Source organism: Erythrobacter epiphyticus (assembly GCF_034653295.1).
Classification (GTDB): Bacteria; Pseudomonadota; Alphaproteobacteria; order Sphingomonadales; family Sphingomonadaceae; genus Erythrobacter.
This window is the reverse complement of record NZ_JAYEEU010000006.1, coordinates 210404-234940: the sequence shown is the minus strand read 5'-3', so window position 1 is coordinate 234940 and position 24537 is coordinate 210404. Positions and strand designations below refer to the sequence as shown.

At 66.7% G+C, this 24537-nt stretch carries 24 protein-coding genes; 5 read left to right on the top strand and 19 right to left on the bottom strand.

Annotated elements, in window-relative coordinates; translation table 11 throughout:
• Positions 1-17 precede the first annotated feature (17 nt).
• Complete coding sequence (aroC, locus tag SOQ14_RS05445) at positions 18-1088, bottom strand: chorismate synthase (RefSeq protein WP_322897041.1); 1071 nt, start codon at positions 1086-1088, stop codon at positions 18-20.
• A gap of 181 nt (positions 1089-1269) precedes the next feature.
• Between aroC and ruvA the strand changes: the two genes are divergently transcribed.
• The gene (gene ruvA / locus SOQ14_RS05440; RefSeq protein WP_322897040.1) at positions 1270-1878 is read left to right on the top strand and encodes a Holliday junction branch migration protein RuvA; all 609 of its coding nucleotides are present in this window, start codon (positions 1270-1272) and stop codon (positions 1876-1878) included.
• 31 nt (positions 1879-1909) lie between these two features.
• Positions 1910-2944 carry a Holliday junction branch migration DNA helicase RuvB gene (gene ruvB, locus SOQ14_RS05435; protein ID WP_322897039.1) on the top strand — a complete coding sequence of 345 codons (1035 nt, stop codon included), beginning with the start codon at positions 1910-1912 and terminating at the stop codon, positions 2942-2944.
• A 37-nt stretch (positions 2945-2981) separates the two neighbouring features.
• On the opposite strand, the gene SOQ14_RS05430 is transcribed toward ruvB, so the two are convergent.
• Genes SOQ14_RS05430 through SOQ14_RS05420 form a run of 3 tightly spaced genes read right to left on the bottom strand, consistent with a single transcriptional unit; the run spans position 2982 to position 7178 of the window.
• A complete protein-coding gene (locus SOQ14_RS05430) occupies positions 2982-3479 on the bottom strand; it encodes a rhodanese-like domain-containing protein (protein WP_322897038.1) in 498 nt (165 codons plus the stop codon).
• An 8-nt stretch (positions 3480-3487) separates the two neighbouring features.
• Positions 3488-6160 (bottom strand): aconitate hydratase AcnA, encoded by a 2673-nt coding sequence (gene acnA / locus SOQ14_RS05425; protein WP_322897037.1) that lies wholly within the window; start codon positions 6158-6160, stop codon positions 3488-3490.
• Positions 6161-6176: 16 nt separating this feature from the next.
• A complete protein-coding gene (locus tag SOQ14_RS05420) occupies positions 6177-7178 on the bottom strand; it encodes a DMT family transporter (protein WP_322897036.1) in 1002 nt (333 codons plus the stop codon).
• A 189-nt stretch (positions 7179-7367) separates the two neighbouring features.
• Between SOQ14_RS05420 and SOQ14_RS05415 the strand changes: the two genes are divergently transcribed.
• Positions 7368-8753: a L,D-transpeptidase family protein gene (locus SOQ14_RS05415; protein WP_322897035.1), complete on the top strand. Its 1386-nt coding sequence runs from the start codon at positions 7368-7370 to the stop codon at positions 8751-8753.
• Positions 8754-8782: 29 nt separating this feature from the next.
• On the opposite strand, the gene SOQ14_RS05410 is transcribed toward SOQ14_RS05415, so the two are convergent.
• The 7 genes from SOQ14_RS05410 to SOQ14_RS05380 all read right to left on the bottom strand — a co-directional run bounded on the left by SOQ14_RS05410 (position 8783) and on the right by SOQ14_RS05380 (position 14384).
• On the bottom strand, positions 8783-9499 hold the full coding sequence (locus tag SOQ14_RS05410; protein WP_322897034.1) for a murein L,D-transpeptidase catalytic domain-containing protein: 717 nt from the start codon (positions 9497-9499) through the stop codon (positions 8783-8785).
• 44 nt (positions 9500-9543) lie between these two features.
• Positions 9544-10485 (bottom strand): histone deacetylase family protein, encoded by a 942-nt coding sequence (locus SOQ14_RS05405; protein ID WP_322897033.1) that lies wholly within the window; start codon positions 10483-10485, stop codon positions 9544-9546.
• A gap of 174 nt (positions 10486-10659) precedes the next feature.
• Positions 10660-11217, bottom strand: a complete 558-nt coding sequence (locus SOQ14_RS05400; RefSeq protein WP_322897032.1) for a manganese efflux pump MntP — start codon at positions 11215-11217, stop codon at positions 10660-10662.
• Complete coding sequence (locus tag SOQ14_RS05395) at positions 11214-11711, bottom strand: thioredoxin family protein (RefSeq protein WP_322897031.1); 498 nt, start codon at positions 11709-11711, stop codon at positions 11214-11216. The genes SOQ14_RS05400 and SOQ14_RS05395 overlap by 4 nt, the downstream gene beginning before the upstream one ends.
• On the bottom strand, positions 11708-12874 hold the full coding sequence (ispG, locus tag SOQ14_RS05390; RefSeq protein ID WP_322897030.1) for a flavodoxin-dependent (E)-4-hydroxy-3-methylbut-2-enyl-diphosphate synthase: 1167 nt from the start codon (positions 12872-12874) through the stop codon (positions 11708-11710). Before ispG ends, SOQ14_RS05395 begins: the two co-directional genes overlap by 4 nt.
• A 31-nt stretch (positions 12875-12905) precedes the next feature.
• Positions 12906-13424 (bottom strand): GNAT family N-acetyltransferase, encoded by a 519-nt coding sequence (locus SOQ14_RS05385; RefSeq protein ID WP_322897029.1) that lies wholly within the window; start codon positions 13422-13424, stop codon positions 12906-12908.
• Positions 13425-13433: 9 nt separating this feature from the next.
• Positions 13434-14384 carry an SDR family NAD(P)-dependent oxidoreductase gene (locus SOQ14_RS05380; protein WP_322897028.1) on the bottom strand — a complete coding sequence of 317 codons (951 nt, stop codon included), beginning with the start codon at positions 14382-14384 and terminating at the stop codon, positions 13434-13436.
• 71 nt (positions 14385-14455) lie between these two features.
• Between SOQ14_RS05380 and SOQ14_RS05375 the strand changes: the two genes are divergently transcribed.
• The gene (locus SOQ14_RS05375; protein ID WP_322897027.1) at positions 14456-15478 is read left to right on the top strand and encodes an isoaspartyl peptidase/L-asparaginase family protein; all 1023 of its coding nucleotides are present in this window, start codon (positions 14456-14458) and stop codon (positions 15476-15478) included.
• A gap of 45 nt (positions 15479-15523) precedes the next feature.
• On the opposite strand, the gene bla is transcribed toward SOQ14_RS05375, so the two are convergent.
• From bla to SOQ14_RS05335, 8 genes are all read right to left on the bottom strand, one after another.
• Positions 15524-16474 (bottom strand): class A beta-lactamase, encoded by a 951-nt coding sequence (gene bla, locus SOQ14_RS05370; RefSeq protein ID WP_322897026.1) that lies wholly within the window; start codon positions 16472-16474, stop codon positions 15524-15526.
• Positions 16471-17397 (bottom strand): RDD family protein, encoded by a 927-nt coding sequence (locus SOQ14_RS05365; RefSeq protein ID WP_322897025.1) that lies wholly within the window; start codon positions 17395-17397, stop codon positions 16471-16473. Before SOQ14_RS05365 ends, bla begins: the two co-directional genes overlap by 4 nt.
• Positions 17394-18449: a stage II sporulation protein M gene (locus SOQ14_RS05360; RefSeq protein WP_322897055.1), complete on the bottom strand. Its 1056-nt coding sequence runs from the start codon at positions 18447-18449 to the stop codon at positions 17394-17396. Before SOQ14_RS05360 ends, SOQ14_RS05365 begins: the two co-directional genes overlap by 4 nt.
• 26 nt (positions 18450-18475) lie before the next feature.
• Positions 18476-19780 (bottom strand): DUF58 domain-containing protein, encoded by a 1305-nt coding sequence (locus tag SOQ14_RS05355; RefSeq protein ID WP_322897024.1) that lies wholly within the window; start codon positions 19778-19780, stop codon positions 18476-18478.
• 45 nt (positions 19781-19825) lie between these two features.
• A complete protein-coding gene (locus SOQ14_RS05350; protein ID WP_322897054.1) occupies positions 19826-20782 on the bottom strand; it encodes an AAA family ATPase in 957 nt (318 codons plus the stop codon).
• Between the two features lie 2 nt (positions 20783-20784).
• The gene (locus SOQ14_RS05345; RefSeq protein ID WP_322897023.1) at positions 20785-22047 is read right to left on the bottom strand and encodes a DUF4350 domain-containing protein; all 1263 of its coding nucleotides are present in this window, start codon (positions 22045-22047) and stop codon (positions 20785-20787) included.
• On the bottom strand, positions 22044-22748 hold the full coding sequence (locus SOQ14_RS05340; RefSeq protein ID WP_322897022.1) for a hypothetical protein: 705 nt from the start codon (positions 22746-22748) through the stop codon (positions 22044-22046). The genes SOQ14_RS05345 and SOQ14_RS05340 overlap by 4 nt, the downstream gene beginning before the upstream one ends.
• A 72-nt stretch (positions 22749-22820) precedes the next feature.
• The gene (locus SOQ14_RS05335) at positions 22821-23729 is read right to left on the bottom strand and encodes a prephenate dehydratase (protein ID WP_322897021.1); all 909 of its coding nucleotides are present in this window, start codon (positions 23727-23729) and stop codon (positions 22821-22823) included.
• A 115-nt stretch (positions 23730-23844) separates the two neighbouring features.
• Between SOQ14_RS05335 and SOQ14_RS05330 the strand changes: the two genes are divergently transcribed.
• On the top strand, positions 23845-24528 hold the full coding sequence (locus SOQ14_RS05330) for a c-type cytochrome (RefSeq protein WP_322897020.1): 684 nt from the start codon (positions 23845-23847) through the stop codon (positions 24526-24528).
• The last annotated feature ends 9 nt before the right edge of the window (positions 24529-24537 follow it).

The following is a 24537-nucleotide window of genomic DNA, read 5'->3' as shown; positions in this document are numbered from 1 at the left end:
CGGAACCCGGCTCCGCTCTACCCCACTTGCGCGCGGTGCAGCAGCTTGTGATCGGCCAGCACCAGCGCCATCATCGCCTCGACCACCGGCGTGCCGCGGATGCCGACGCAGGGATCGTGGCGGCCCTTGGTGACCACCGCCACCGCCTCGCCCGCAGAATTGATCGATTCCACCGGGGTGAGGATCGAGGAGGTCGGCTTGAACGCCACCCTGCACACCACCGGCTGCCCGGTCGAAATGCCGCCCGCCGTTCCGCCCGCGTGGTTGGCGAGGTAGAGCGGCTTGCCGTCCGGGCCGGGCCGCATCCGGTCGGCGTTTTCCTCGCCCGTCAGGCGCGCGGCTTCGAAGCCGTCACCGATCTCGACGCCTTTGACCGCATTGATGCTCATCATCGCGGCGGCGAGGTCGCTGTCGAGCTTGGCATAGATCGGCGCGCCCCAGCCTGCCGGGACGCCCTCTGCGACACATTCGACGATCGCACCGAGCGACGATCCGGCTTTGCGTGCTGCGTCCACCTTGGCCTCCCAGCGCTTGGCCGCTTCGGGGTCGGGGCAGAAGAAGGGATTGTTGGCGATTTCGGCGTAGTCGATCCGCGCCGGGTCGATCCGGTCGCCGCCCAATTCGCAAACATAGGCGGTGATGGTAACCTCGGGGATCACCAGCCGTGCCACCGCGCCCGCCGCCACCCGCGCCGCCGTCTCGCGCGCCGAGGAACGCCCGCCGCCGCGATAGTCGCGGATGCCGTATTTGGCGTCATAGGCGTAATCGGCATGGCCGGGGCGATATTGCTGGGCGATTGCGGAATAGTCTTTCGACCGCTGATCGGTGTTCTCGATCATCAGGCTGATCGGCGTGCCGGTGGTCTTGCCCTCGAAGGTGCCCGAGAGGATCCGCACCAGATCATCCTCGCGTCGCTGGGTGGTGAAGCGGCTGGTGCCCGGCTTGCGGGCATCGAGGAAGGGCTGGATGAACTCTTCCGAGATCGCGAGCCCCGGCGGGCACCCGTCGACGACCGCGCCCAGTGCGGGCCCGTGGCTCTCTCCCCAGGTGGTGAAGCGCAGCATGCGCCCGAAGGTGTTCCAGCTCATGGTGCCTCCATTACCCAAAGCGCCGTTCGTGTCGAGCGTAGTCGAGACACGCGCGCTCCTGCCTCTCGACTGACGACGAAGTCGGCAGTTCATCCTGAGCCTGCCGAAGGGCTTGAGGCGAACGGGGATTGTGGACGGGTTCGCTCTAGCCAAGCCTGCCGGAATCCGGCAGGAACAAACCATGATTGCGAAGCTCTCAGGCAGGCTTGATGCGACCGGCGAGGACTGGGCGATCGTCGACGTTGGCGGGGTCGGTTACCTCGTCCACTGTTCGAGCCGCACGCTCGCCGCGCTGGGCGAAGTGGGTGAGGCTTGCACTGTCCACACCGAATTGCAGGTGAGCGAGAACGATATGCGCCTGCTGGGGTTCGCGGAAGCATCCGAGCGTGACTGGTTCCGGCTGCTGACGGGCGTGCAGGGCGTGGGGAGCAAGGTGGCGCTGGCGATCCTCTCGGCGCTAGCGACCGGAGAGCTGCGCGACGCCTGCGGCAAGGGTGACGCGGCCATGGTCGCCCGCGCGCAGGGCGTGGGGCCGAAGCTGGCAGGGCGGATCGTCAACGAGTTGAAGGACAAGGCGGGCGTGATGCCAGGGGGCTCGGGCGGGTTTGCGGTAAGCGCCGCAGCCGCCCCCGCAGGCAGCAAGGGCGCGGATGCGGCAAGCGCGCTGGAGAACCTCGGCTTCAAGCCCGCGGTGGCGGCGCAGGCAGTCGCGCGCGCGCTGGAAGAACTGGGTGCGGGCGCGAGCGAGGGTGACCTCATCCGCGTCGCACTTAAGAAGGCGGCCGGGTGATGGGAAGCCAAGTTCAGCATGACGAGTTTGTATGACTGATCCCCTCCACACCCCCGCCCGCCAGCCCGGCGATCCTGATGCGGCGTTGCGGCCCAAGCGCCTCGCCGAGTTTATCGGGCAAGAGGCCGCGCGCGATAACCTAGCTGTCTTCATCGCCGCTGCCCGTGCACGGGGCGAGGCGATGGATCACACGCTGTTCTTCGGCCCCCCGGGTCTCGGCAAGACCACGCTGGCGCAGATCATCGCTGCTGAACTGGGCGCAGGGTTTCGCGCCACCTCCGGCCCCGTCATCGCCAAGGCGGGCGATCTTGCCGCGCTGCTCACCAATCTCGAACCGCATGATGTGCTCTTCATCGACGAGATTCACCGGCTCAATCCGGTGGTCGAGGAAGTGCTTTACCCTGCGATGGAAGACCGTGCGCTCGATCTCATTATCGGCGAGGGGCCATCCGCGCGCTCTGTCCGCATTGATCTGCCGCCTTTCACCCTGATCGGCGCAACTACCCGGCAGGGCCTGCTGACCACGCCGCTACGCGACCGGTTCGGCATTCCGGTGCGGCTCAATTTCTACAGCCACGAAGAGCTGGACCGGGTGGTGACCCGTGCCGCCGGGCTGCTCGGCCTTGCCATTGATCCGCAAGGTGCTCGCGAGATCGCGCGCCGGTCGCGCGGGACGCCGCGTGTCGCCGGGCGCTTGCTGCGCCGCGTGCGTGACTTTGCCGATGTGCGCGGTGCGGGCATCGTCACCCGCGACGTCGCGGATGAGGCGCTCACCCGGCTGGAGATTGACCGGCTCGGGCTCGATGCGATGGATCGCCGCTATCTCAGCATGATCGCCACCACCTACAAGGGCGGCCCGGTCGGGGTGGAAACGCTGGCCGCGGGTCTGGCCGAGCCGCGCGACACGATCGAGGATGTGGTGGAGCCTTACCTCATCCAGCTTGGCCTGATTGCCCGCACCGCGCGCGGGCGGGTGCTCAATGATGGCGGGTGGGCGCATCTCGAAATGGTGCCGCCTGCGCCGCCCGCGCCCAGTCAGGGCGGACTGTTCAGCGAGGACGGTTAGAGAGAGCGCCGCGGTCTGCCCCCGGGCAGCGAGAGGATCAGCAGCCTTGCTGGCCATCCTTGTCGCAGGCGCCAGCAAGCTTCACCCGATCACGCCACGCCAGAATGCCGCCGGGCATGTGGGTGACCGTCTTGCCGGTTTCGCTGGCCAGCTTGGTCGCCGCCATTTCCGAGCGCTTGCCCGAACGGCAATAGAGCACGACTTCGCGCCCGTCGTTGTTTTCGAGCACCGAGGCGTCAAGCTGGTCCATCGGGATATGTTCCGCGCCGGGGATGGTGCCGCCATCGGCGACTTCGGCATCGGTGCGGATATCGATCAGCCGGATTGAACCCGTTGCCAGCGCACGGGATACCTCTTCGGGAGAAAGCTCGGCAACCGGCGCGGCTGGCACTTCGCTGGCTGCGGCGGCGGCCATTTCGAAGCCGAATGGCGCGCCGCTGCCGCCGCGCTCGCTCTTGCCACGATCAGATCCGCCCCCGCAGGCTGCGAGAGCGAGGACAGTCGCTGTCAGTACAAGAGCGCCGGACTGCTTCATCGCTCTCCTTATGCCGCAAGTTTGCGCAAAACGTAATGGAGAATCCCGCCGTGGCGGTAATATTCCATCTCGTTTGCGGTATCGATGCGACACAGGGCAGTGAAGCTGAACTGCGAACCGTCTTCGCGGGTGACTTCGACAGTGACGTCCTGACCCGGTACGAGGTCGGCCAGGCCGCGGATCGAGAAGGTGTCGGTCGCCATCAGGCCAAGGGTCTGGCGGGTGTCGCCTTCCTTGAACTGGAGCGGCAGCACGCCCATCCCGACGAGGTTCGAGCGGTGGATGCGCTCGAAGCTCTCGACGATCACCATGCGCACGCCGAGCAGGATCGTCCCCTTGGCCGCCCAGTCGCGCGAGGAGCCGGTGCCGTATTCCTTGCCGCCGATAACCACCAGCGGGGTGCCGTCTTCCTTGTGCTTCATCGCCGCGTCGTAGATCGGCATGACTTCACCGTTGAAGGTGGAGAACCCGCCTTCGACGCCCGGCACCATCTCGTTCTTGATGCGGATGTTGGCGAAGGTGCCGCGCATCATCACTTCGTGGTGGCCGCGGCGCGAGCCGTAGGAGTTGAAGTCCTTCTTGCTCACCTGATTGCCCATCAGGAACTTGCCTGCAGGGCTGTCTTCCTTGATCGAGCCGGCCGGCGAAATGTGGTCGGTGGTGACTGAATCCCCGAGGATCGCCAGCGGCTTGGCATCGACGATGTCGGTGATCGGCGCCGGGGTCATGGTCATGCCCTCGAAATAGGGCGGGTTGGCGACGTAGGTCGAACCCGCGCGCCAGGTGTAGGTGTCGGACGGCTCGACGGTGATCGCCTGCCAGTGCTCGTCCCCATCATAGACGTTGGCGTAGCGCGATTCGAACATCGAGCGGTCGATATTGGCGGCGCGGTGTTCGGCGATCTCGGCGTTGGTCGGCCACAGATCGGCGAGCATCACGTCATTGCCGTTCTGGTCCTGCCCGATCGGGGTGGTGGTGATGTCCTCGGTGACAGTGCCCTTCAGCGCATAGGCGACCACCAGCGGCGGCGAGGCGAGGAAGTTGGCGCGCACATCAGGCGAGACGCGGCCTTCGAAGTTGCGGTTGCCCGAGAGGACCGAGGCAGCGACGATGTCGTTGCCGTTGATAGCAGCCGAGATCGGCGCGGCGAGCGGGCCGGAGTTGCCGATGCAGGTGGTGCAGCCATAGCCGACAAGGTCGAAGCCGACCGCGTCGAGGTGCTCCTGCAGGCCCGACTTCACGAGGTAGTCGGTCACCACCTGCGATCCGGGGGCGAGCGAGGTCTTGACCCACGGCTTGGGCTTGAGGCCCTTCTCGTTGGCTTTCTTGGCGACGAGACCCGCGGCGATCAGCACGTCGGGGTTCGAGGTGTTGGTGCAGGAGGTGATCGCGGCGATCACCACGTCGCCGTCACCGATGTCGTGGTCCTTGCCCTCGACCGCGACGCGCGCGGGCGCAGCCTTGCCATAGGCCTTGGTGAGGTCCGAATTGAACAGGTCGTCGACCTCCTGGAGGATCACCTTGTCCTGCGGGCGCTTGGGCCCGGCAAGGCTGGGGACGACGGCGGCCATGTCGAGCGAGAGGGTCTTGGTGAACACCGGCTCGTTGGCGGGGTCGAACCACATGCCCTGCGCCTTGGCATAAGCTTCGACCAGCGCAATGGTGTCTTCGCTGCGGCCGGTGAGACGCAGGTAATCGAGCGTCTTGTCGTCGATCCCGAAGAAGCCGCAGGTCGCGCCGTATTCGGGGGCCATGTTGGCGATGGTGGCGCGGTCAGCGAGGGTAAGGTTGGCCACACCGGGGCCGTAGAACTCGACGAAGCGGCCGACGACGCCGACATTGCGGAGCATCTGGACGCAGGTCAGCACGAGGTCAGTCGCGGTCACGCCTTCGGCCATGCGGCCTTCAAGATAGAAGCCGACCACTTCGGGGATCAGCATCGAGACCGGCTGGCCGAGCATCGCGGCTTCCGCCTCGATCCCGCCCACGCCCCAGCCCAGCACGCCGAGACCGTTGATCATGGTGGTGTGGCTGTCAGTGCCGACGCAGGTGTCGGGATAGGCGACCATCACGCCGTCCGGCCCTTCCGACGACCACACCGCGCGGGCGAGGTGTTCGAGGTTCACCTGGTGGCAGATGCCGGTGCCCGGGGGCACGGCGGTGAAGTTCTTGAAGCTCTTCGAGCCCCACTTGAGGAAGTCGTAGCGTTCGGCATTGCGCTCGTACTCCAGAGCCATGTTGGCTTCCATCGCCTTGGGGTGGCCGAATTCGTCGACCATCACCGAGTGGTCGATCACGAGGTTGACCGGCACCAGCGGATTGATCTTGGCGGTATCGCCGCCGAGCTTCTTGATCGCATCGCGCATCGCGGCGAGATCGACCACGCAGGGCACGCCGGTGAAGTCCTGCAACAGCACGCGCGCCGGGCGGTACTGGATTTCCTCGCCGGTGGTAGGGTTGTTCTGCCAATCCACGACCGCCTGAATATGCTCGCGCGCGACGGTGAAGCCGCCGTCCTCGAAGCGCAGCAGGTTCTCGAGCAGCACCTTCATCGAAATCGGCAGCTTGGAGATGTCGCCCAGCTGCTCAGCGGCTTTCGCGAGCGAGTAATAGGCGTACTGCTTGCTGCCCACATTCAGAATGTCGCGGGTGCCAAGCGTGTCCTTGCCGATTGCAGTCATGGCGGCTGTCGTCCTTTCAGCGATGTTCCAGATTGCCGCGCCCCGATCCGTGGGAGCGGCCCTTTCGCCGAGGCGATTGCGCTTTCAGGGCCGCAAGGTCAAGGGGGCTGGCGGCAGGAAATTGCGCCTGTGCGGGCGTTTCTGCGGGCGTTTTGGCCTGCCGCGTGACGAGCCAGCAGCCGCTGACGATCAGCGCCGTGCCAGCCCAGGTGGCAAGGCCGGGAACCTCGTTGAAGAACGCAAGGCCCAGCACGCTTGCCCACAGGAAGCCCGAATATTCGATCGGCACCAGCACCTGCGCCTCGGCGCGGGCATAGGCCCACGCCATCGACAATGCGCCGGCCACGGTCAGGAACCCCGAAGCAATCAGGGGCAGCCATGCCTGTGATGGCGGCGTCACCCAGACAAAGGGCGCAAACCCCAGCAGTACCAGCGCGCTGATGGTGCTGTGGAAGGTCGCGATCTCGACCGGCTTTGCGACTTGCGATTGGCGGCGCAGGATCACGAAGTTGTAGGCATAAAGCAGCGCCGAAATCATGATCGCACCAAGGCCGAGCAAGGCGCCATCATCAAGCGCGCCTTGCCCGATCTTCCCGCCGATGATCACCAGCGTGCCGACAAAGCCGAGAATGCTGGCGCTGATCGCCTTGCGGCTGATCGTCTCGCCGAGCAGCACGCTCGCCAGATAGAGCGCGATGATCGGCGCGATGAAGCTGAGCGCAATCGTCTCGGCCAGCGGCAGGCGGGTCAGGGCAAAGAAGAAGGTCAGCGCCATGAACGCGCTGATCAGCCCGCGTTCGACATGCAGTTTGAGCACGGCGGGCGCGGGCCATGCCGGGCCGCGCGCAAGCCAGATCGGGGCAATGATGGCCGCCCCCAGCGCCGAGCGCAGCAAGGTTGCGGTATAGGCGCCCGCCAGCAGCGCGGCCTCTTTCATGAAGGCATCCATCACCGACAGGAAGCCGACGCCGGCAAAGGCGACAGCGATCGGCAGAAGGGAGCGCGTGGCAGGCTGCATGGCCGGGTGGCGCCTAGCGCGTCGCAAGGGCCAAGTCACGCGGGGCTTGCGGGTTTTGCGGCATCGCAGCTGTGCAGATTCATCGCGCGGCAAGGCTCAATAGTTGATAGACTGGTACCGGGCGGCCTATGGCCCGGGCGAAAGGCGCGGGCGCCGTGCAAGACGGGCCGCGCAGTGCAAAGGTGTGTGATGAGCAAGTGGGTGGGTTATCTTGGTGGCAGTGCGGCGCTGGCGGCACTGATGGCGGCAGGCGTCAGCGCGCAGCAGCGTCCTGAAGCGCCGCGTGCGCCCGTGCCTGCGCCTGCGCCCGCATACTCGCCATCGCCCTCCTTCCAGCAGGCCTTTCCCCAAGTGGTGTCCGAACCTGTCGTGCAGCCCAGCATGGCAGTGATCCACCCGCTCACCCAGCCGTGGACCGTGGCGCAGGCCCGCGCGCTCATCGCGGTGATCGAAGGGATCGGCGCCGAAGGGCTGATGCCCGCGGATTACGAACTCGCCGCGCTCAAGGTGGCGATTGCTTCGGGGCCCTCGCAGGAATTGGACGAGATCGCCTCGCAAGCCTTTGTCTGGCTGGTCGAGGATCTGCGTGATGGCCGCACCCCGATGGAAGCGCGCCGCCAGTGGTTTGTGGTCGACACCGATGCCGAGCGCTTCCCCACGGGCAAGCTGCTGACTGATGCGCTCGCCAGCGGCGACATCGCGGGCACGCTGGCGCAATTGGCGCCGACGCATCCCGATTACACGCGCCTGCGTGAAGAGCTGGGCCGGACACCGGCCCGCAATGCCGAGCGGCGCAAGCTGATCCTTGCCAATATGGATCGCTGGCGCTGGCTGCCGCGCGATCTCGGCTCGCAATATCTGATCACCAACGTCCCCGAATACCAGCTGCGTCTGACGGTGAACAACCGGATCATCAGCACCTATCGCACGGTCGTGGGCAAGCCAGGGCGCACCGCGACCCCGCAGCTTGCCGAGACGGTCGAAGGCGTGGTGTTCAACCCGACTTGGACGGTGCCGCAATCCATCGTCAAAGGCGAAGGGCTGGGCGCGCGCGCACTCGCCAATCCGGCATGGGCCAAGCGCAATGGCTATGTCGCGACCAAGGGCGCGAATGGCTTTGTCACGGTGGTGCAGCAGCCCGGCCCCGGCAATTCGCTCGGGATGATGAAGCTCGAAATGCCCAATCCGCATGCGATCTTCTTCCACGATACGCCCTCGCGCCACCTTTTCGCCAATGATGACCGCGCGCTGAGCCACGGCTGCATCCGCACCGAACGCGCGCTGGAACTCGCGATCACCATGGCGATCCTCGGCAAGGGCGCGACCAAGGAGGAAGCGGTCGCAATCTCGACTTCGGGCAGATATACCAAGGTGATGCTGGAAAAGCAGTGGCCCGCCTACATCACCTATTTCACGATGGCGTCGGACATCAACGGCCAGATGGCGACCTTCAACGACATCTACGAGCGCGATGCCCCGGTGCTTGCCAGCCTCGACAAGCCGCGGGTGCGCGAGCGGACCCAGCAGCCGGTCGACGAGGTGATCGTGATCGAGGATGATCTGCGGGATAGCTAAGCTGAACCGCGCCAAGGCGCAGCAACCGATCAATAGGATCCGGGCGCGTAGCGTTGCAGATCATTGGGGCGCTCGGAACGCAGCAACGCCAGTTCCGCCATCGGCTGGATGCTGCCGTCTTCTTCCAGCCCGAGGCTATCGGCATAGAGCAGCCGCCCGCCCGAAAGCGTGAGCAGCGCGGTGCGGAACTGATCCTCGCCAAAGGCAAAGCAGCCATTGGAACGGCCAAGGCGACCCCACTTGGCGAGGTGCGCCGGCTCGGCATAGGCGGCGCGGTGCATCACGATGTAGCGCCGCAGCGCGGCTTCATTGGTCGGATCGAGCCCGCCCAGGCGCACCGAGGTGCCATAGCGCCCGACATACCATTCCCATGTCACATAGGCGCCGCGGCTGGTCGCGTTCGAGCCTTCGACATTGGAAAACTGCTTGAGCCAGCCATCATGCTCGTAATCCGAACCCATGCCATGGCTGACATGGAGGCTCTGCACTTCGCCACGCTCAAGGTTGACAAGGTGGAACCGCGGCTTGGCCGAATGCAGCCCGAAATCAGCAATGCCGACAATATCGCGCTTCCAGATCGCGCTGCCCGCCCGATCAAGCTCGCGCTTGGCGATATCGAACAGCATGCGCTCGCGCGGGTTGCCGGGGGCAACCGATGCCGCGAGCCGCGCAGGCAAGGCCAGCGCCGCGCCTGCCACCAGCGCCCCGCCAAGCGTGCCTTTGAGAATGTCGCGCCGCGTTGTCATGATGGCATACTATATCGGCTCATGCGCCTTTCCCAAGAGTGAATTTATGGCGGGCTGTTTCCGGCCTGTCGCCCGGCGGTATCGCTCCAGCGTGTATTCTCGTCAGCCATGGCCAGCATCGAGGCGGCGTGGCGCGCCGCAACCGCGCGCGGATCATCGCCATATCCGCCCCCCAAGGCGCTCGCCACAGGCAGGCCGCGCTGGCGCGATTCGCTGATGACGAACCGATCGCGCAGGGCCAGCCCGGCATCGGTCAGCGCCAGCCGCCCCAGCTTGTCAGCATGGTGCGGATCAACGCCTGCCTGATAGAGCACGAAATCGGGCGCGAAATCGGCCATGACTTCGGGCAGGTGGCGGGTGAGAGCCTCCATATAGCCTTCATCATCCACCCCGTCGGGCAGTCCGACATCGCGGCTTGAACGGGCCTTGCGCACCGGGAAGTTCTTCTCGGCGTGGAGCGAGAGGGTGAAGATATCCTCGCGTCCCGCTGTCAGGCTGGCCGTGCCATCGCCCTGATGCACATCGCAATCGACAATCAGCACCCGCCGGGCGTCGCCTTCGGCGAGCAGGCGATTGGCGGTGACGGCGAGATCATTGAACACGCAGTAACCCGCGCCCGTATCATGCAGCGCATGGTGGCTGCCCGCGGCGGAGTTGGCGGCATAGCCGTGATCCCTTGCGAGCTGCGCGGCGAGCCATGTCCCGCCATTGGTGTGGCGCACCCGGCTGACGATTGCAGGCGTCACCGGAAAGCCGATGCGCCGTTCCTTGTGTTGCGGCACTGCGGCGCGGAACACCTCGTCAACATAGGCCGGGCAATGCACCGCTTCAAGCCACGCGCGCGGAATCGGTTCGGGCGCGTGTTCGGTGATGGCTGCGCCGCTGCGGCGCAATTCCTCCATCACCAGCCAGTATTTGTCGAACTTGAAGGTGCCGCGTTCGGGCTTCGGGGCCATGTAATCCGCGTGGTGGACGACGTGGAGCATTAAGGTTTGGCCGCGTTCAGCTTTCAGTTGGAGACAATTGAGACACTGTCATAAGCGCAAAAACCTGCTGCCGGTTCCGTCGGCAGGCGTTGCGGCGTGGCAAGAAGAATGGGTGAGCGCATAGCGTTCATCATGCCAGCATGCCAGCAGGTAGGACAGCGCTTTGCGCGCGGATCACAGCCAGCCCGAATGCTCGGCGAGGATCTTGCACCCGAGTGCAATCAGGATCAGCCCGCCCGCGCGCTCGGCCCATGGGCCGAAGGCATCACCGGCGCGCCGCCCGAGCAGCACCCCGCCAAGGCTCATGATAAAGGTGACGATGCCGATCAGCGCCACGGCGAGCAGCGGTGCGACGTCGAGCGTGGGGAGCGTGATCCCCGCCGCCAGCGCATCAATGCTCGTCGCCACGCCGGCCAGCAGCAGCGTGCGCCCGGTGAGCGCGCGGGCGGCTTCGTCCTCTCCGGCGTCTGTCGCGTTGCCCCCCCCGAGCATCCGCGCACCGAGAAAGGTGAGCAGGCCGAAGGCGATCCAGTGATCGAGCGCTTCGACATAGATCAGCGCCACCGCGCCGATGATCCAGCCCGCGAGCGGCATCGCCGCCTGAAACCCGCCGAACGTCGCCGCAATTGCCAGCGCGCCGCGCGCATCGGGCCGGAACTTTGCCCCTTGGGTCAGTGCCACGGCGAAGGCATCCATCGCCAGCGCGACGGCAAGGAGCATCGCGGCGATCATGGGGCGGGCGTATCAGCCAGCGCTGCCAGCTCGGCAAAGATCGCCTCTTCGCTGCGGCTCGCAGCGTTGCGCCAGGTGGCGGCGGTGTCGCGGTTGATGAGCTTGCCCTCTGCTGTCAGCACCAGCAGGGCGGGGGTGCCGGGAACGCTGTCGAGGCCGAAGCGGCGGGCGATCTCGAGATTGCGGCCCTTGCCTGTCTGGGGCACGCCGACATCGACATAGACGACGTCATAGCGCGCGGCAGTCAGCGCGGCAAAGCGCGGGGTCGCCAGCCAGCCCGCCAGCGCGGTGCTGTCATGGCACCAATTGGCCCCCATCACCAGCAGCACCCGCTTGCCCGAGGCCGCCGCGCGCGCCAGCGCGGCATCGACCTCGGAGGCCGCATTGGCGGTGACGGCATAGGGCCGCGCTTCGGGATAGGACGGCGTGTCCGGCACTGTCGCACAGGCGGCAAGCGCCGCTGCGAGACCCCCGGCCCAGACCTTGCGGATCACTCGGCGGCGACTGTCGTCTGGGGCGCTTGCTGCGGCGCGGCGTGGGGATCGAAGGCGGTCGCCTCGCCCCGCTCGATCTCGGCGGCCTTTTCCTCGACAAGGCGCACGATGTGATCGAGCATGTCCTCGTCCTGGATGGTGTGATCAGTCACCCCGCGCAGATAGACCATGTGCTTGCCCGCGCCGCCGCCGGTGAGGCCGATGTCGGTCTCGCGCGCTTCGCCCGGGCCGTTGACGACGCAGCCAAGGATCGAGAGGCTCATCGGGGTCTTGATGTGTTCAAGCCGCGCCTCGAGCGCCTCGACCGTGCGGATCACGTCAAAACCCTGCCGCGAGCATGAGGGGCACGAAACGATGCGCACACCGCGGGTGCGCAGGCCAAGCGCCTTGAGCATCTCGAAGCCGACCTTGATCTCCTGCTCGGGCTCTGCGGAAAGGCTGACGCGGATGGTATCGCCGATCCCCGCCCACAGCAGGCTGCCGATGCCGATCGAGGATTTCACCGTCCCGCCGATCAGGCCGCCTGCCTCGGTGATGCCGAGATGCAGCGGGCAATCGACCGTCTCGGCCAGCCCGTGATAGGCGGCGACCGCGAGGAACACGTCGGAGGCCTTCACCGCCACCTTGTATTCGTGGAAATCGTGGTCCTGAAGGAGCTTGATGTGGTCGAGCGCGCTTTCGATCAGCGCCTCGGGGCAGGGCTCACCATATTTTTCGAGCAGGTCTTTTTCGAGCGACCCGGCGTTGACTCCGATGCGGATCGCGCAGCCATTGGCCTTGGCGGCGCGCACGACTTCGGCGACGCGATCGGCCGAGCCGATATTGCCCGGATTGATGCGCAGGCACGCCGCGCCAGCGTCTGCCGCTTCGAGCGCGCGCTTGTAGTGGAAGTGGATGTCGGCGACCACCGGGATACGCGCGGCGCGGGTGATCTGCTTGAAATTGGCGGTGGATTCCTCGGTCGGGCAGGAGACACGGATGATATCCGCGCCCACTTCCTCACAGCGACGGATCTGGTCGATCGTCGCCTTGACGTCCTCGGTCGGGGTGTTGGTCATGGTCTGGACAGTGATCGGGGCATCACCGCCAACGGGGACATTCCCCACCATGATCTGGCGACATTTGCGCCGTTCGATTGTGCGCCAGGGCCGGATTGCAGACATGCAGGCTCCTATAGAGGGTCAGACAGTGGGATCAAAGCCGCAATTCATAGAGAAATTCATCATCGCGGTGGCGGCCGACATAGAAATCAATATCGGCAATCTTGGCAAAGCCATAGCGGTGGTAGAACCGCTGCGCGCCGTAATTCTCGCTCCACACCGATAGCTGCACCGCATCGCAGCCCTTGGCGCGGGCGAGCGCAAGCGCCCATTCCATCAGCGCTGCGCCGATGCCTTCGCCGGTGCGCCCCGGTGCGGTGTAAAGCTGACCCAGCGTGATCGGGTTCGCGGCATCGCCGTGGCCGGGATAGCCGCCGGGGTATTTCAGCTTCACATAGCCGGTGAGTGCGCCGGTCTCCTCGTCCACCGCGAGTTGGTGGAAGATCGCCGGATCAGCGATTTCATCCGCCACTGCGTCCACGGCGTGCACCTGTTCGAGGAACGCGGCGAGATCGGCCGGATCATAGAGATGTTCGAACGCCGCACAGAATGACGCCCGGCCCAATTCGGCCAGCGCTTCGGCATCGTGCGGCAGGGCATCGCGCAGAATCATGCCAAGCCGTTAGACCGGATAGGAAATTCCGGTCAATTCCTCGCTAATCTGCCACAGCCGCGCCGCGCGTGCCGGATCAAGCGCATAGGCACGCACGCCGCCGCCGCTCGACTGGTTGTCCACCGCGGCGACATGGCAATCCTCGCAATAGACCCCGCCTGCGCCTGCCAATTCGGGCGCGGTCGCCGCCCAGCAGCTTGTCGCCGCGCCCTGCGGGATGGTCTTCCAGGCAAAGCCGCTATCCGACTTGGTGACCCGCGCCATCAGCGCTGCGCGCATCGCATCGGTGAGGTGGCGGCCAAGGTTGGTCTCGATCCCGCCCGGATGCACCGCATAGGCATGGATGCCGCTTGGCCCGTAACGCCGTTCGAGTTCGACCGAGAACAGCACATTGGCCGTCTTGGCCTGCCCGTAGCTCACCCAGGGATCATAGGCGCGCCGTTCGAAATTGGGATCGTCCAGATCAACATCGGCCATGTGGTGCGCGCGGCTCGACAGGTTGACGATGCGCTTCGCGCTGCCCGCCACGATCAGCGGCCAGAGATGCGCTGTCAGCGCGAAATGCCCGAGGTGATTGGTGCCGAATTGCCGTTCGAAGCCATCGGCGGTGTGTTCAAACGGGCAGGCCATCACGCCGGCATTGTTGATGAGCAGATCGATCCTGGCGAACCGCGCGCGCGCTTCCGCTCCGCATGCCGCGAGGCTGGCCAGCGCGCCGAGATCACCGGTGATGGTCTCGATCTGCGCATCGGGCTGCCCGGCGCGGATCGCTCCGGCGGCCTCCGCCAGCTTGGCCGCATCGCGCCCCATCAGCACGACATGCGCACCGCGCGCCGCCATGGCGCGGCCGGTCTCCTGCCCGAGCCCGGAATTGCCCCCGGTCACGAACACGGTGAGCCCGTTCAGATCATGGCCCGCCAGGACCTCGTCGGTGGTTGATTCCCTGCCAAATCCGCTCATCACGCCTCTCTCTCTTGTCCTGTGCCATAGGCCTAGCGTGCGCGGGCGCTTTGCGGTAGCCATCACAGCCTATGAAAAACGCCATCACGCTCGCGCTCGTCGCTCTCGCACTTTGCCCCGTTCCCGCCTTGGCCGAGGAGGCTGAGCCAAAGTGGTCGCTGGCGATCCATGGCGGAGCGGGCACGCTCGACCGGGCCGAGATGACCCCGGAAAAGCGCGCCGCCTACGAAGCGGCGCTGCAAGCCGCGCTAGATGCCGGGCGCGCGGTGCTGGCGGCAGGCGGCAGTGCGATGGATGCGGTGAAAGCCGCGATCATCCCGATGGAGGACTCGCCGCTGTTCAACGCCGGGCGCGGCGCGGTGTTCACCTGGGAAGGCGAGAATGAACTCGACGCGTCGATCATGGACGGGCGGGATCGCTCGGCCGGGGCGGTCGCCGGGGTCAAGACAGTGAAGAACCCGATCCTGCTCGCCGATACCGTCCGCACCGCCAGTCCGCATGTCTTCATGATGGGCAAGGGCGCGGAGGCTTTCGCCGCCGAAAAGGGCTTTGCCGTGACCCCGCCCGAATGGTTCGCCACCCCGGCGCGGCGCGAAGCGCTTGAACGGATGAAGGCGGAAAAGCTCTCGGCGCTTGATGTCGATCTCAAGTTCGGCACGGTCGGCGCGGTGGCGCTTGACCAGAGCGGGAATCTTGCTGCGGGCACGTCAACCGGCGGGATGACAGGCAAGCGCTGGGGCCGGATCGGCGATGCCCCGGTGATCGGGGCGGGCACCTATGCCGATAACCGCGCCTGTGCGGTCTCGGCGACGGGCTGGGGCGAATATTTCCTGCGGGTTGGCGTGGCGCACGAGATTTGCGCCAAGTTGCGCATGGCCCCCGCGGCAGGGGCGCAGAAGATCGCCGATGATGTCATGGCCGAAGTGGCCGCGCTCGGCGGGGATGGCGGGGTAATCCTTGTCACCCCCGCGGGCGAAGCGCTCTACAGCTTCAACACCAACGGGATGTATCGCGGCCGCGCCACCAGCGCGGGCGTGAACGAGGTGGCGATCTTCGGCGGCGAGGAAAAGGCGTCAACGACCCCGGATCATTGATACGTCTCCCCTCCTCTCGGGGAGGGGAGAAAGGGGCCGTAGAACCTAAATCTGCCGGAACATGTTGTGGAAGGGGATGCTTTTGTCGCGTTCGACAAATTCGCGGATCACCCGGCCCACCCGCATCAGCACGCGTTCGGCGCTGGCGCTCACCGCCTCGCCCGATCCCCGCGCGCGGTAATAGGCCGCAAACGTCACCGGCGCGCGGCCCTTTGTGGGTTCGACAAAGCCGATATCGATAAAGCTGCTGGTGGTGCCGACGAGCCCGCTGGTGCCGGTCTTGTCACCCGCCACCCAGTCTGCGGGCAGGCCTGCGCGCACCCGCCGCAGCCCGGTTTGTGTGTCGATCATCCATTGCCGCAATTGCGCGCGCTCGGCCTCGGGCAGGGCATCGCCGTGGACGATCTTCGCCACGGTGCGCGCCATCGCGGCAGGCGTGGTGGTGTCGCGGAATTCGCCTTCGGGCACGAGGTTCATCTCCGGCTCGTAGCGATCCAACCGGCTGGCCTCGTCCCCAAGGCTGCGCCAGAACGCCGTCAGCGCCGCCGGGCCGCCCAATTCGCGCAGCAGGATATTGGCGGCCGGATTGTCGGAGGTTGTCTGCGTCGCCTCGGCCAGTTCGCGCAAGGTCGCACCCGTGCCGATCCGTTCGCGGGTGAAGGGTGCATGCTCCAGCATGTCACGCTCGCCCCATGTCACGCGCTTGTCGGCATTGATCGCGCCTGCGGCATGGCGTTGCAGCAGCAACGCCGCCAGCGACAGCTTGAACGACGAGGCATGGCCAAACCGGCGATCGGCGTTGATCCCGACCGCCATCCCGCTGCTCGGCTCGAAGATGTCCGCGCCGAGCGTGCCGCCCGCGCTGTCGAGCTCGGCCGCTTCGATCAGGCGCAATTGCGCGGCAAGCCTGCCGACCGGGCTTTGATCGGGCGGGATGCAGCCGCTTGCCGCCAGTGCCAGAGAGCCGCCGATCAGAGTGCGCCGGGTGATGATCATGAGAATTTGTCCGCCTTGCGTTTTCCGAACCGCATGTCCTTTTCGAGCTTCGCGCGCAAGGCTGCATAGAACGCTTCGAGAAAGGCGCGTTCATCGCCTGCGCCCGGTTCCCACCCGATCTTGGTGCAGATCGTCTGGTGGACTGTGACCAGCGCTTGCTCCTGCCCATCGCGCAGGAGCCGTTCGAGTACCTGCAATTCGCGGATTCCATAGATGCCCAGTTCAGCCGGGCCGAAGGTGTAGCGCGCGCCGCTGGTGGCGCTGGTCCCGCGCGCGGCTTGCGTGGTCGACAGCGCCTCGGCCAGCCGCACGCGCGGGGCTTCCACCACCCAGGTGCCCGCGATGATATCGCCCGCGCGCAGGCCATCGCGGTTGAAGAAGGGCAGCAGCAGGAACAGCGCAAACCATCCGACCGCAGCCCAGATCATGGGGCCGGTATCCTCGCCCGCCAAGGCGCTCACCGCGCTGACGACGAGGAAGACGAGCGGGTAAAACACCTCGATATCGCGCAGCAGATTGCGCGCGATCACGGCTTCGGGCGTGAGCCGCGCCTGCCCGCGCGCGGCAATGCGGATGCCGAGGATACGCTTGCCCAGCGTTGCGCCGCGCGGGCCCAACTCCTGCACCAGGAAATAGCCATACCAGCTCAGGAACACGCCGATGATCAGCAGGATCTGGAGGAATTCCGCCGCGCCCGTGGGGTCATTGCTGACGCTCGCACCCGCAGTGTCGAGCAGCCCGCCCGCCACCGCGATCAGCACGATGTGAAAGGTGATAAGCGCGAACAGGATGATCATCACATCAAGGATCAGTGCGCCCGCGCGCGCCCCGCGTGAGGCGATCACCAGCGGCAGGGCGAGGCCTTCGGGCGTGGTGATCACGCGGCGCCGCTGTTCGGCATGGGGCAGGGCGGAAGCAGTCATGGCACGGCGTCTGCGTCGGTCTCGCCCCGCGGGCGGTAGAGGAAGAAATAGGCGAGCCAGAAGGCCAGCATCGCGCCCCCGATGGCAAAGCGTTCGGCGGTCCCGGCGACCAGCTGGCGCGGGAAGGCTTCGAGCAGCGCGGCGATGATCATCATGAACACCACGCCGACCATGACGAGTGCGCTGCGGCGCCCGGCGGCTCCGGCGGCATCCAGCACGGACATGTCGCCCGGAAAGGCCATCGCCCGCCCGATATGCAGCCCGCTCGCGCCCGAAAGCAGGATGCCGAACAATTCCGTGGTGCCGTGCACGCTCAGCCATGCCGCCAGCTCGACCACCAGACCCTGCCCGTCAAACAGCCACAGCAGCGCGCCCAGCAGCGCCATATTGTGTACCATCAGCAACAGCGAAGGGATGCCGAAGGCAAAACCCAGCGCAAAGGCAAGGATGCACACCCCGGCATTGTTGCTGAAAAGATAAGCGGCAAAGGTCGATAGGCCGCCGATCCCCGCTTCAGTGCCGAGCGTTGCGGCAAGCTCTTCGCGGCTCGCACCCGGCACCCGCACCTCCCCCGGTCCGCCGGGGACAAGGCGGTAGAACCAGTCGACATCGCTCGTCACCAGCAGCCAGCCGACCAGCGCGCCTGCCACCATCACCGCCAGCGTGATCAGGATATCAGGGCCAAGCGCGCGCACCGCCGCGCTCCACCCGCCGCGCAGGAAGCTGCGCAGCCACCCGAACAGGCCCAGCCGTGGCCCATAGACCTGAAACCATGCCCGGCTGACAAGATGTTCGAGATAGGCCAGCGTTGCCGCATCAAGCGAGGTTTCGCGCAGGCTCGCAAGGCTCGATGCGGCGGTGCGATACAGCGTTGGCAGGGCGAGCAGATCGGCATCGCTCAGCTTGCCAATGCGGCCCTTTTCCATCGCGGTGATGATGGCTTCGAGCCGCCGCCAATCGGCCTCGCGCTCCAGCCGGAAGCGATCCGAACGCAAGGCCGCCGCCGCCAGATCGGGTGACGTCGTGGCCTCGCTTCGGCGCAGCAGGCCCATCAGGCCGCGGGGGAGGGCAGCAAGTTTCATCCGATCGCCTCGGCATTCCTGATCGCCAGATAGCGATCAATCAGCTGGTATCCGATGCGTTCCCACGGCGCTTCGATCACATCGACCCCCATGCGCCGCAGCCGTTGCAGCACCAGCGCGCGCTGCTGGGCCAGGCTTTCGGCGGTGACACTGCGGGCGAGCGTCGCAAGATCGGTGGGCGGGGCCGTGATGAAGGTCTCGAGCTCGCTATCGGCAAGGGTGACAAAGACCACCAGATGCCGATCGACCAGCCGCCCGATGCTTTCCACCATCAGTTCGGCAGCGGTGGGATCGGTGAAATCGGAAAACAGCACGATCAGCGAACGTCGCTTGAGCTTTGCGGTGAGTGTCGCGAGCGCGAGGGTGAAATTGGGCTCGGCGCTGGCATAGTCCAGGCTCGCCGCCGCGGCTTGCAGGCGGTGGAAGGCGCGCGCATCGCTGATGAACGGGGTGAGCAGTTGCGGCGTCTGGGCAAAGCCGAACAGCGCGCATTTGTCGCCGCTTTTGAGCGCGACATAGGCACAGGTGAGCGCGGTGGTGACCGCGCGATCGATGCGCGGCTGGCCATCGAGGGCTTCGCACATCGCCTGTCCGCAATCGAAGGCGAAGACGATCTGGTTGTTGCGCTCGCTTTCGTTCTCGCGCGCATAGAGCCGGGTGTGGCGCGCACTCGCCTTCCAGTCGATGCGGCGACGATCCATCCCCGCTTCATATTCGGAAAGCGCTTCGAACTGGGTCCCTTCGCCGCGGATGCGCAGCGCGATCAGCCCGCTTTGCGCATCGCGCAGAAAGGTCTGCAAGGCGCGGCTGCGCACCGGCGCGAGGTTGGGCCAGATGCGGATGGTCTGGTCGAGCGGGCGGGTGATCTGGCGCGCGCCGAGACCAAGCGGCCCGTCCCAGCGCAGCCACAGCCGCGTGAGGCTGGCCGTGCCGCGCCGCACCGGAGTGAGCAGGGCTTCGCCAGCGGAAACGTTTTCGGTGCGGGTCAGGGCAAGCGTGATGCGCCCCGCGCTGCCCAGGCGTGGATCGCAGGCCAGCGCGGCTGCGGCGCGCGCGGTGCCCAGCTCGGCAGCGACCCGGATCGTCAGCGGCGCGCCCACTTCGCCGTCAGCCGGTGCCGCGATCCGCCATGCCCCGCAGCCGCCGGCAAGCCCGCCGTCGATCACCACCAGCCCCAGCAGCACAAGGCCGATCGCAGGGGCCAGCGCCCAGGCCGCAGGTGCCGCCGCCGCGATCAGCACCGCCAGCGGGGCAAGCGCCGCCAGCGCCCAGCCCGCGCGCGCGGTGGGCACAATCGGCACGGCGGGAAGCCGCGCCAGCAGGGCAGCGATGCGCTTAACGGCCGATCACCTTGGGGCCTCGGTCGCTTCGACCAGCTCGGTCACCAGCGCTTCGAGATCGCGTCCCTCGATCTCGGCAGCGGGAGTCAGGGTGAGGCGGTGGCGCAGCACCGGCACCGCCAGCGCCTTGACATCATCGGGCAGGACATAGGCGCGCCCTTCCAGCGCCGCGCGCGCCCGCGCAGCACCGGCCAGCAGCACTGCGGCGCGCGGGCTCGCGCCCACCGCAAGTTCGCCATGGCTGCGCGTGGCCCGCACCAGCCGCACCACATAGGCCGTGATGTCCTCGGCCACGGTCACCTGATCGAGCGCGCCCGATGCCGCCGTGAGTGTGCCCGCATCGGCCACCGCGGTCACCCCGACATCGGCCGGGCGCTGCGGCCCGTGCTTCTGGCTGTAGGCAGCAACAATGCGCGCTTCTTCGGCCTCATCGGGATAGGGCACCAGCAGCTTGAACAGGAAGCGATCAAGCTGGGCTTCGGGCAAGGGATAGACGCCCTGGTTCTCGATCGGGTTCTGGGTGGCCACCACCATGAAACGCGCAGGCAAGGGCAGGGTTTCCCCGTCCAGCGTCACCCGGCGTTCCTGCATCGCTTCGAGCAGCGCGGCCTGCGTCTTGGGCGGGGTGCGGTTGATTTCGTCCGCCAGCAGCAATTCGCAGAAGATCGGCCCGCGCGTCAGCGTGAACTGGCTAGTCTGGAAGTTGAACAGGTTCGAGCCCAGAATATCCCCCGGCAGCAGATCGGGCGTGAACTGGATGCGCCCGAAATCAAGCCCGAGCGCGCTGGCAAAGCTGTTGGCGAGGAAAGTCTTGGCGGTCCCCGGCGGGCCTTCCATCAAGACATGGCCGCCCGCCACCATGGCAACGAGCAATTGTTCGATCAGCGCATCCTGCCCGACAATGGCTTTGCGCACCTCGCGGCGGATCGCGTCGGCAAGGGTGGTCAGCTCGGCAAGGCTCATGCTCATGAGGTCAGCTTTCTCGGGAGGGAATCAAGCGCCTGTGCGGCGCTCAGGATTGCGGTGGGGGTGGTGGCGGATTCGAGCCGGGCGGCCCGCGTGGAGAAGGGCTCTTCCTGCGGCGCGCGCACCGCCAGCGCGGCATCAAGGCTCGCCGGATCGTGGCCCGCGAGGCCAAGCGCGCGCGCCAGCCGCCGCTCGGCCGCGCGGGCATAGGGCGCACCCAGCAGGCCCCAGCGCTTGGCGCGCAGGATCAGCCCAGCACCGTTTTCGACCAGTTGCTGCTTGCCAAAGGCATGCGCGGGCGCCGCAACCGTGGCCGGGCCGAAGCGCAGCATGGCGCGCCAGAACACCAGCACCAGCGCCATGATCAGGCACAAGGTCGCCGCCAGAAAAGGCGGGCGGAAGGCGAGGGTGAGCAGGTTCTCGGCCCCGCCAAACCCGTTGAGCGTGAGATCGAAGGTGACATCGCGAGAGCCGTCACGATCCAACTCGGCAATCAGCGCCAAGGCCACCGCTGCGCGAGCCGGATCGGCCAGCGCGAAATTGTTGGCGAGATCGGGCTCGGCAAGAAAGATCACCGGCTGGCTGGTTGCGACCGGCCCGATCGGTTCAAGCCCGGTGCGCAGCGCGAGGGCGCGCCCTGCTGCATCGGTGATGATTGCCTCGTGCGAGCCGTCGCCTTCGGCATAGCCCACCGGGCGGGCAGGCAGCACGCCGGCCTGCCCGAGACCGCCCCAGCGCGGCGCGGGGGAGCGATCTGTTGCAGTCGCCTGCGCGAGCTTGTGCGCGAACCCGAAGGGCGCGGGCAGCGCCGCGGGCCACGGCGCGGCTTCAGCGCCTTGCAGGATAACCCAGCCGCGCTGGAATTTTGCCGCCGCCTCGCGCGGGAGGTTTTGCGGCGGCGGGCTGGTGCGCCATTTCGGCAGGATCACCAGGGTCGGGCCGAGATTGCGGCGCTTTTCGAGCACATCGCCGAGCATCTCGGGATCAGCCGAGGCCGGCGGGGTCAGCACCAGCACGCCGCGCGTTTTCAGCCCTTCCGGGCTGCGCGAGCGGGTGATGCGGTAATCGGAGGCCGCCAGCAGCCGCGTGAACCCGGCATAGCCGTTGAGCCCCTTGGCCGCGGCATGGGCGCCGCCATTTTGCGTGTCGGCGAGCGGGCTGTCCCCCCGACCGATCAGGACCAGCAGGGCGAGGAACAGGGCAAATCCGCCGGCCACCAGCGCGATCACCGCGCCGCGCGAGAAAGGCGCGCGGGGGTTCATGCGTGCGTGCCTTGTGGCGGCAGGGCCAGCGCAAAGCGGGCATAGGCATCGCGCGCAGCTTCCCAGTCAGCCCGGTCAAGCCGCTGGAGCGCAAACAGGCTGCGCTCGACCCGATCGGCCATGATGCGAAAGGCCTCGCGCGCACCATCGGGCACTGCCGGTAGCACGGCCAGTTCGCGCGCGGTGCTCGAAGGTTCGACCACGCCGGGGCGCGCTGCCGCCAGCGCGCTGACACTGCGGGTCAGCAACAGGTGGGTTGCCGCGTCAAACTGTCCCTCGGCTGCGAGCCTTTCGGCGTCTTCCAGCAGTGCGAGACTGGCGGCGGCATCGGGCCGCCATTCCGCCGCTGCGCCATCGGCCTTGGCCTCGCGCCGTCGTGCAAGCGGGCCGACGCTGCGCGCCAGCAGGAAGAGCACAAAGGCCGCAACCCCTGCCAGAAGCACCCATTGGATCAGCCACCACCACGCGCCGAGCCATTGCCCGACCGGCGCAAGGATCGCTCCCAGCATTTCGAACAGGCCTTGCAGGAAGCGTTCAAAGGCCCCCAGTTGGGGCGGCGGCACATCGGGCACCGGGACGGGGGCAAACTGGATATCATCCGCCGCGCGCAAAGCCTCCCAGCCGGCCGGTGGATCGGCCCCAGGGCTCGCCGGGGAAGCGGCCGGGGTGCTGGGGAGAGGGGGTGGCGCCGCTGCGATCATGCCGCCCGATTGGTGGCATGGCTGGGCAGGGGGCGCAACAGGCTTGTGCGCCGGAGCGGCTCCGCCGCCCGTTCAGCCGCGCGCGCGGCCTTGCGGATAGCTGCCGAGAATCCGCAATTCCTTGGAATGGAACGCACATTCCTCGAGCGCACGGTCCACCGCCGGATCGCCCGGCGCGCCGATGATATCGGCATAGAACATCGTTGCCGAAAAGCTGGCGTTCTGCTGGTAGCTTTCCAGCTTGGTCATGTTGACCCCGTTGGTCGCAAACCCGCCGAGCGCCTTGTAAAGCGCAGCCGGGATGTTCTTCACCTCGAAAATGAAGGTGGTCACCAGTGATTGGCCCGCCAGCGCGGCAGGCGGCAACGGATCACGCGCGAGGATCACAAAGCGCGTCATGTTATCGGCGCTGTCCTCGACATTATGCGCGATGATTTTCAGCCCGTAGAGGTCGGCCGCGATGGCCGGCGCGATGGCGGCCAGCGCGGGATCGCCGCGCTCCGCCACGAAGGCGGCCGCCCCCGCAGTGTCGACATGGCTGAGCGGGACAATGCCCCGGTCCCTAAGGAAGCGGCGCGACTGGCCGAGCGCTTGCGGATGGCTGTAGGCGGCGGCAAACGGGCCATCGCCTGTCGCCATCAACGCATGGTGGATCGGCATGAAATATTCGCCCACAATCGCCAGCCCGCTTTCGGGCAGCAGGAAGTGGATATCGGCCACGCGTCCGTGCTGCGAATTTTCGATCGGGATGATGGCTTCCCCCGCGCGGCCATCCTTCACCGCATCCAGCGCATCCTCGAAACTGAAGCACGGCAGCGGCAAGGCGGCGGGCCGTGCTTCGGTTGCGGCGCGGTGCGAATTGGCTCCCGGCGAGCCCTGAAAGGCAATCGCGCGCGCGGGATCCGCTGCGGCGGCGTCCTGGAGCTGCTGCGCCAGAGCCAGGGCCGGGCCCGGAAAGCTGCGGTTGAGGCTGGGGTTCATAAGGGCGTGCTAGAACGCCGTTCGCTCAGCGGCAAGCCCGCTTGCAATTCATGCAAGCGATGATGGGTTCAAGCCCCTTGCGCGGGCCTTTGTGCAACATTAAGGGGCCAGCGGGATGACACAGGACAATTCTTCGCAAACCACGCCCACAGGCCAGAAGGCTGGCGGCGATCTGTTCAACACCGCTGCGGGCTGGGTGCTGTTCGCGGCCGGGCTCGGGCTCGGTCTGTCGATCTTGGCTGACAAGTATTTCCACGGCAGCAGCGCCGAGCGGCCGGAGCAACTTGGCTATGTGATCGCCGTTGCCGAGGACGCTGGCGGCGGTGCGTCGGAGATGTCCTTTGCCGAAGCGCTGACCAAGGTGACAGCGGCGGATGGCGAGAAGGTCTGGTCCAAGTGCCAGTCGTGCCACTCGATCAATGCGGGCGGTGCCAACGGGGTTGGCCCCAATCTCCACGCGATCATGGGCGCAGCGGTCGCGGCCAAGCCGGGCTTTGGTTACAGCGGTGCGCTCAAGGGTCTTGGCGGCCAGTGGGACTGGGAACGCATGAATTCCTGGCTCAAGAACCCGCGCGGCTATGTTGACGGCACCAAGATGGCGTTTGCCGGTCTCGGCAAGATCGAGGATCGCGCTGCGGTCGCGCTCTACCTGAACGCCAATGGTTCCAACCTGCCGTTGCCCGCCTTTACCCCGGCCGCTGAAACCGCAGCGGAAGAAACCGCCGGTGCGGAAGGCGCGCAGGCTGGTGAAGAAGTGGCTGCCGAAGCCGGTGCCGACGCGGCTCCTGCCGCTGAATAAGCCGCGTCC

Excerpts from the sequence above, each read along its gene's own strand:
- SOQ14_RS05420 (WP_322897036.1), bottom strand. The coding sequence starts at position 7,178 with ATGCAGCCTGCCACGCGCTCCCTTCTGCCGATCGCTGTCGCCTTTGCC.
- ruvB (WP_322897039.1), top strand. The coding sequence starts at position 1,910 with ATGACTGATCCCCTCCACACCCCCGCCCGCCAGCCCGGCGATCCTGAT.
- SOQ14_RS05360 (WP_322897055.1), bottom strand. The coding sequence starts at position 18,449 with ATGGGCCTGCTGCGCCGAAGCGAGGCCACGACGTCACCCGATCTGGCG.
- SOQ14_RS05410 (WP_322897034.1), bottom strand. The coding sequence starts at position 9,499 with ATGACAACGCGGCGCGACATTCTCAAAGGCACGCTTGGCGGGGCGCTG.
- ispG (WP_322897030.1), bottom strand. The coding sequence starts at position 12,874 with ATGTCTGCAATCCGGCCCTGGCGCACAATCGAACGGCGCAAATGTCGC.
- ruvA (WP_322897040.1), top strand. The coding sequence starts at position 1,270 with ATGATTGCGAAGCTCTCAGGCAGGCTTGATGCGACCGGCGAGGACTGG.
- SOQ14_RS05345 (WP_322897023.1), bottom strand. The coding sequence starts at position 22,047 with ATGAACCCCCGCGCGCCTTTCTCGCGCGGCGCGGTGATCGCGCTGGTG.
- SOQ14_RS05385 (WP_322897029.1), bottom strand. The coding sequence starts at position 13,424 with ATGATTCTGCGCGATGCCCTGCCGCACGATGCCGAAGCGCTGGCCGAA.
- SOQ14_RS05335 (WP_322897021.1), bottom strand. The coding sequence starts at position 23,729 with ATGAACCCCAGCCTCAACCGCAGCTTTCCGGGCCCGGCCCTGGCTCTG.
- aroC (WP_322897041.1), bottom strand. The coding sequence starts at position 1,088 with ATGAGCTGGAACACCTTCGGGCGCATGCTGCGCTTCACCACCTGGGGA.
- SOQ14_RS05375 (WP_322897027.1), top strand. The coding sequence starts at position 14,456 with ATGAAAAACGCCATCACGCTCGCGCTCGTCGCTCTCGCACTTTGCCCC.
- SOQ14_RS05400 (WP_322897032.1), bottom strand. The coding sequence starts at position 11,217 with ATGATCGCCGCGATGCTCCTTGCCGTCGCGCTGGCGATGGATGCCTTC.
- SOQ14_RS05430 (WP_322897038.1), bottom strand. The coding sequence starts at position 3,479 with ATGAAGCAGTCCGGCGCTCTTGTACTGACAGCGACTGTCCTCGCTCTC.
- bla (WP_322897026.1), bottom strand. The coding sequence starts at position 16,474 with ATGATCATCACCCGGCGCACTCTGATCGGCGGCTCTCTGGCACTGGCG.
- SOQ14_RS05365 (WP_322897025.1), bottom strand. The coding sequence starts at position 17,397 with ATGACTGCTTCCGCCCTGCCCCATGCCGAACAGCGGCGCCGCGTGATC.
- SOQ14_RS05350 (WP_322897054.1), bottom strand. The coding sequence starts at position 20,782 with ATGAGCCTTGCCGAGCTGACCACCCTTGCCGACGCGATCCGCCGCGAG.
- SOQ14_RS05340 (WP_322897022.1), bottom strand. The coding sequence starts at position 22,748 with ATGATCGCAGCGGCGCCACCCCCTCTCCCCAGCACCCCGGCCGCTTCC.
- SOQ14_RS05330 (WP_322897020.1), top strand. The coding sequence starts at position 23,845 with ATGACACAGGACAATTCTTCGCAAACCACGCCCACAGGCCAGAAGGCT.
- SOQ14_RS05415 (WP_322897035.1), top strand. The coding sequence starts at position 7,368 with ATGAGCAAGTGGGTGGGTTATCTTGGTGGCAGTGCGGCGCTGGCGGCA.
- acnA (WP_322897037.1), bottom strand. The coding sequence starts at position 6,160 with ATGACTGCAATCGGCAAGGACACGCTTGGCACCCGCGACATTCTGAAT.
- SOQ14_RS05405 (WP_322897033.1), bottom strand. The coding sequence starts at position 10,485 with ATGCTCCACGTCGTCCACCACGCGGATTACATGGCCCCGAAGCCCGAA.
- SOQ14_RS05380 (WP_322897028.1), bottom strand. The coding sequence starts at position 14,384 with ATGAGCGGATTTGGCAGGGAATCAACCACCGACGAGGTCCTGGCGGGC.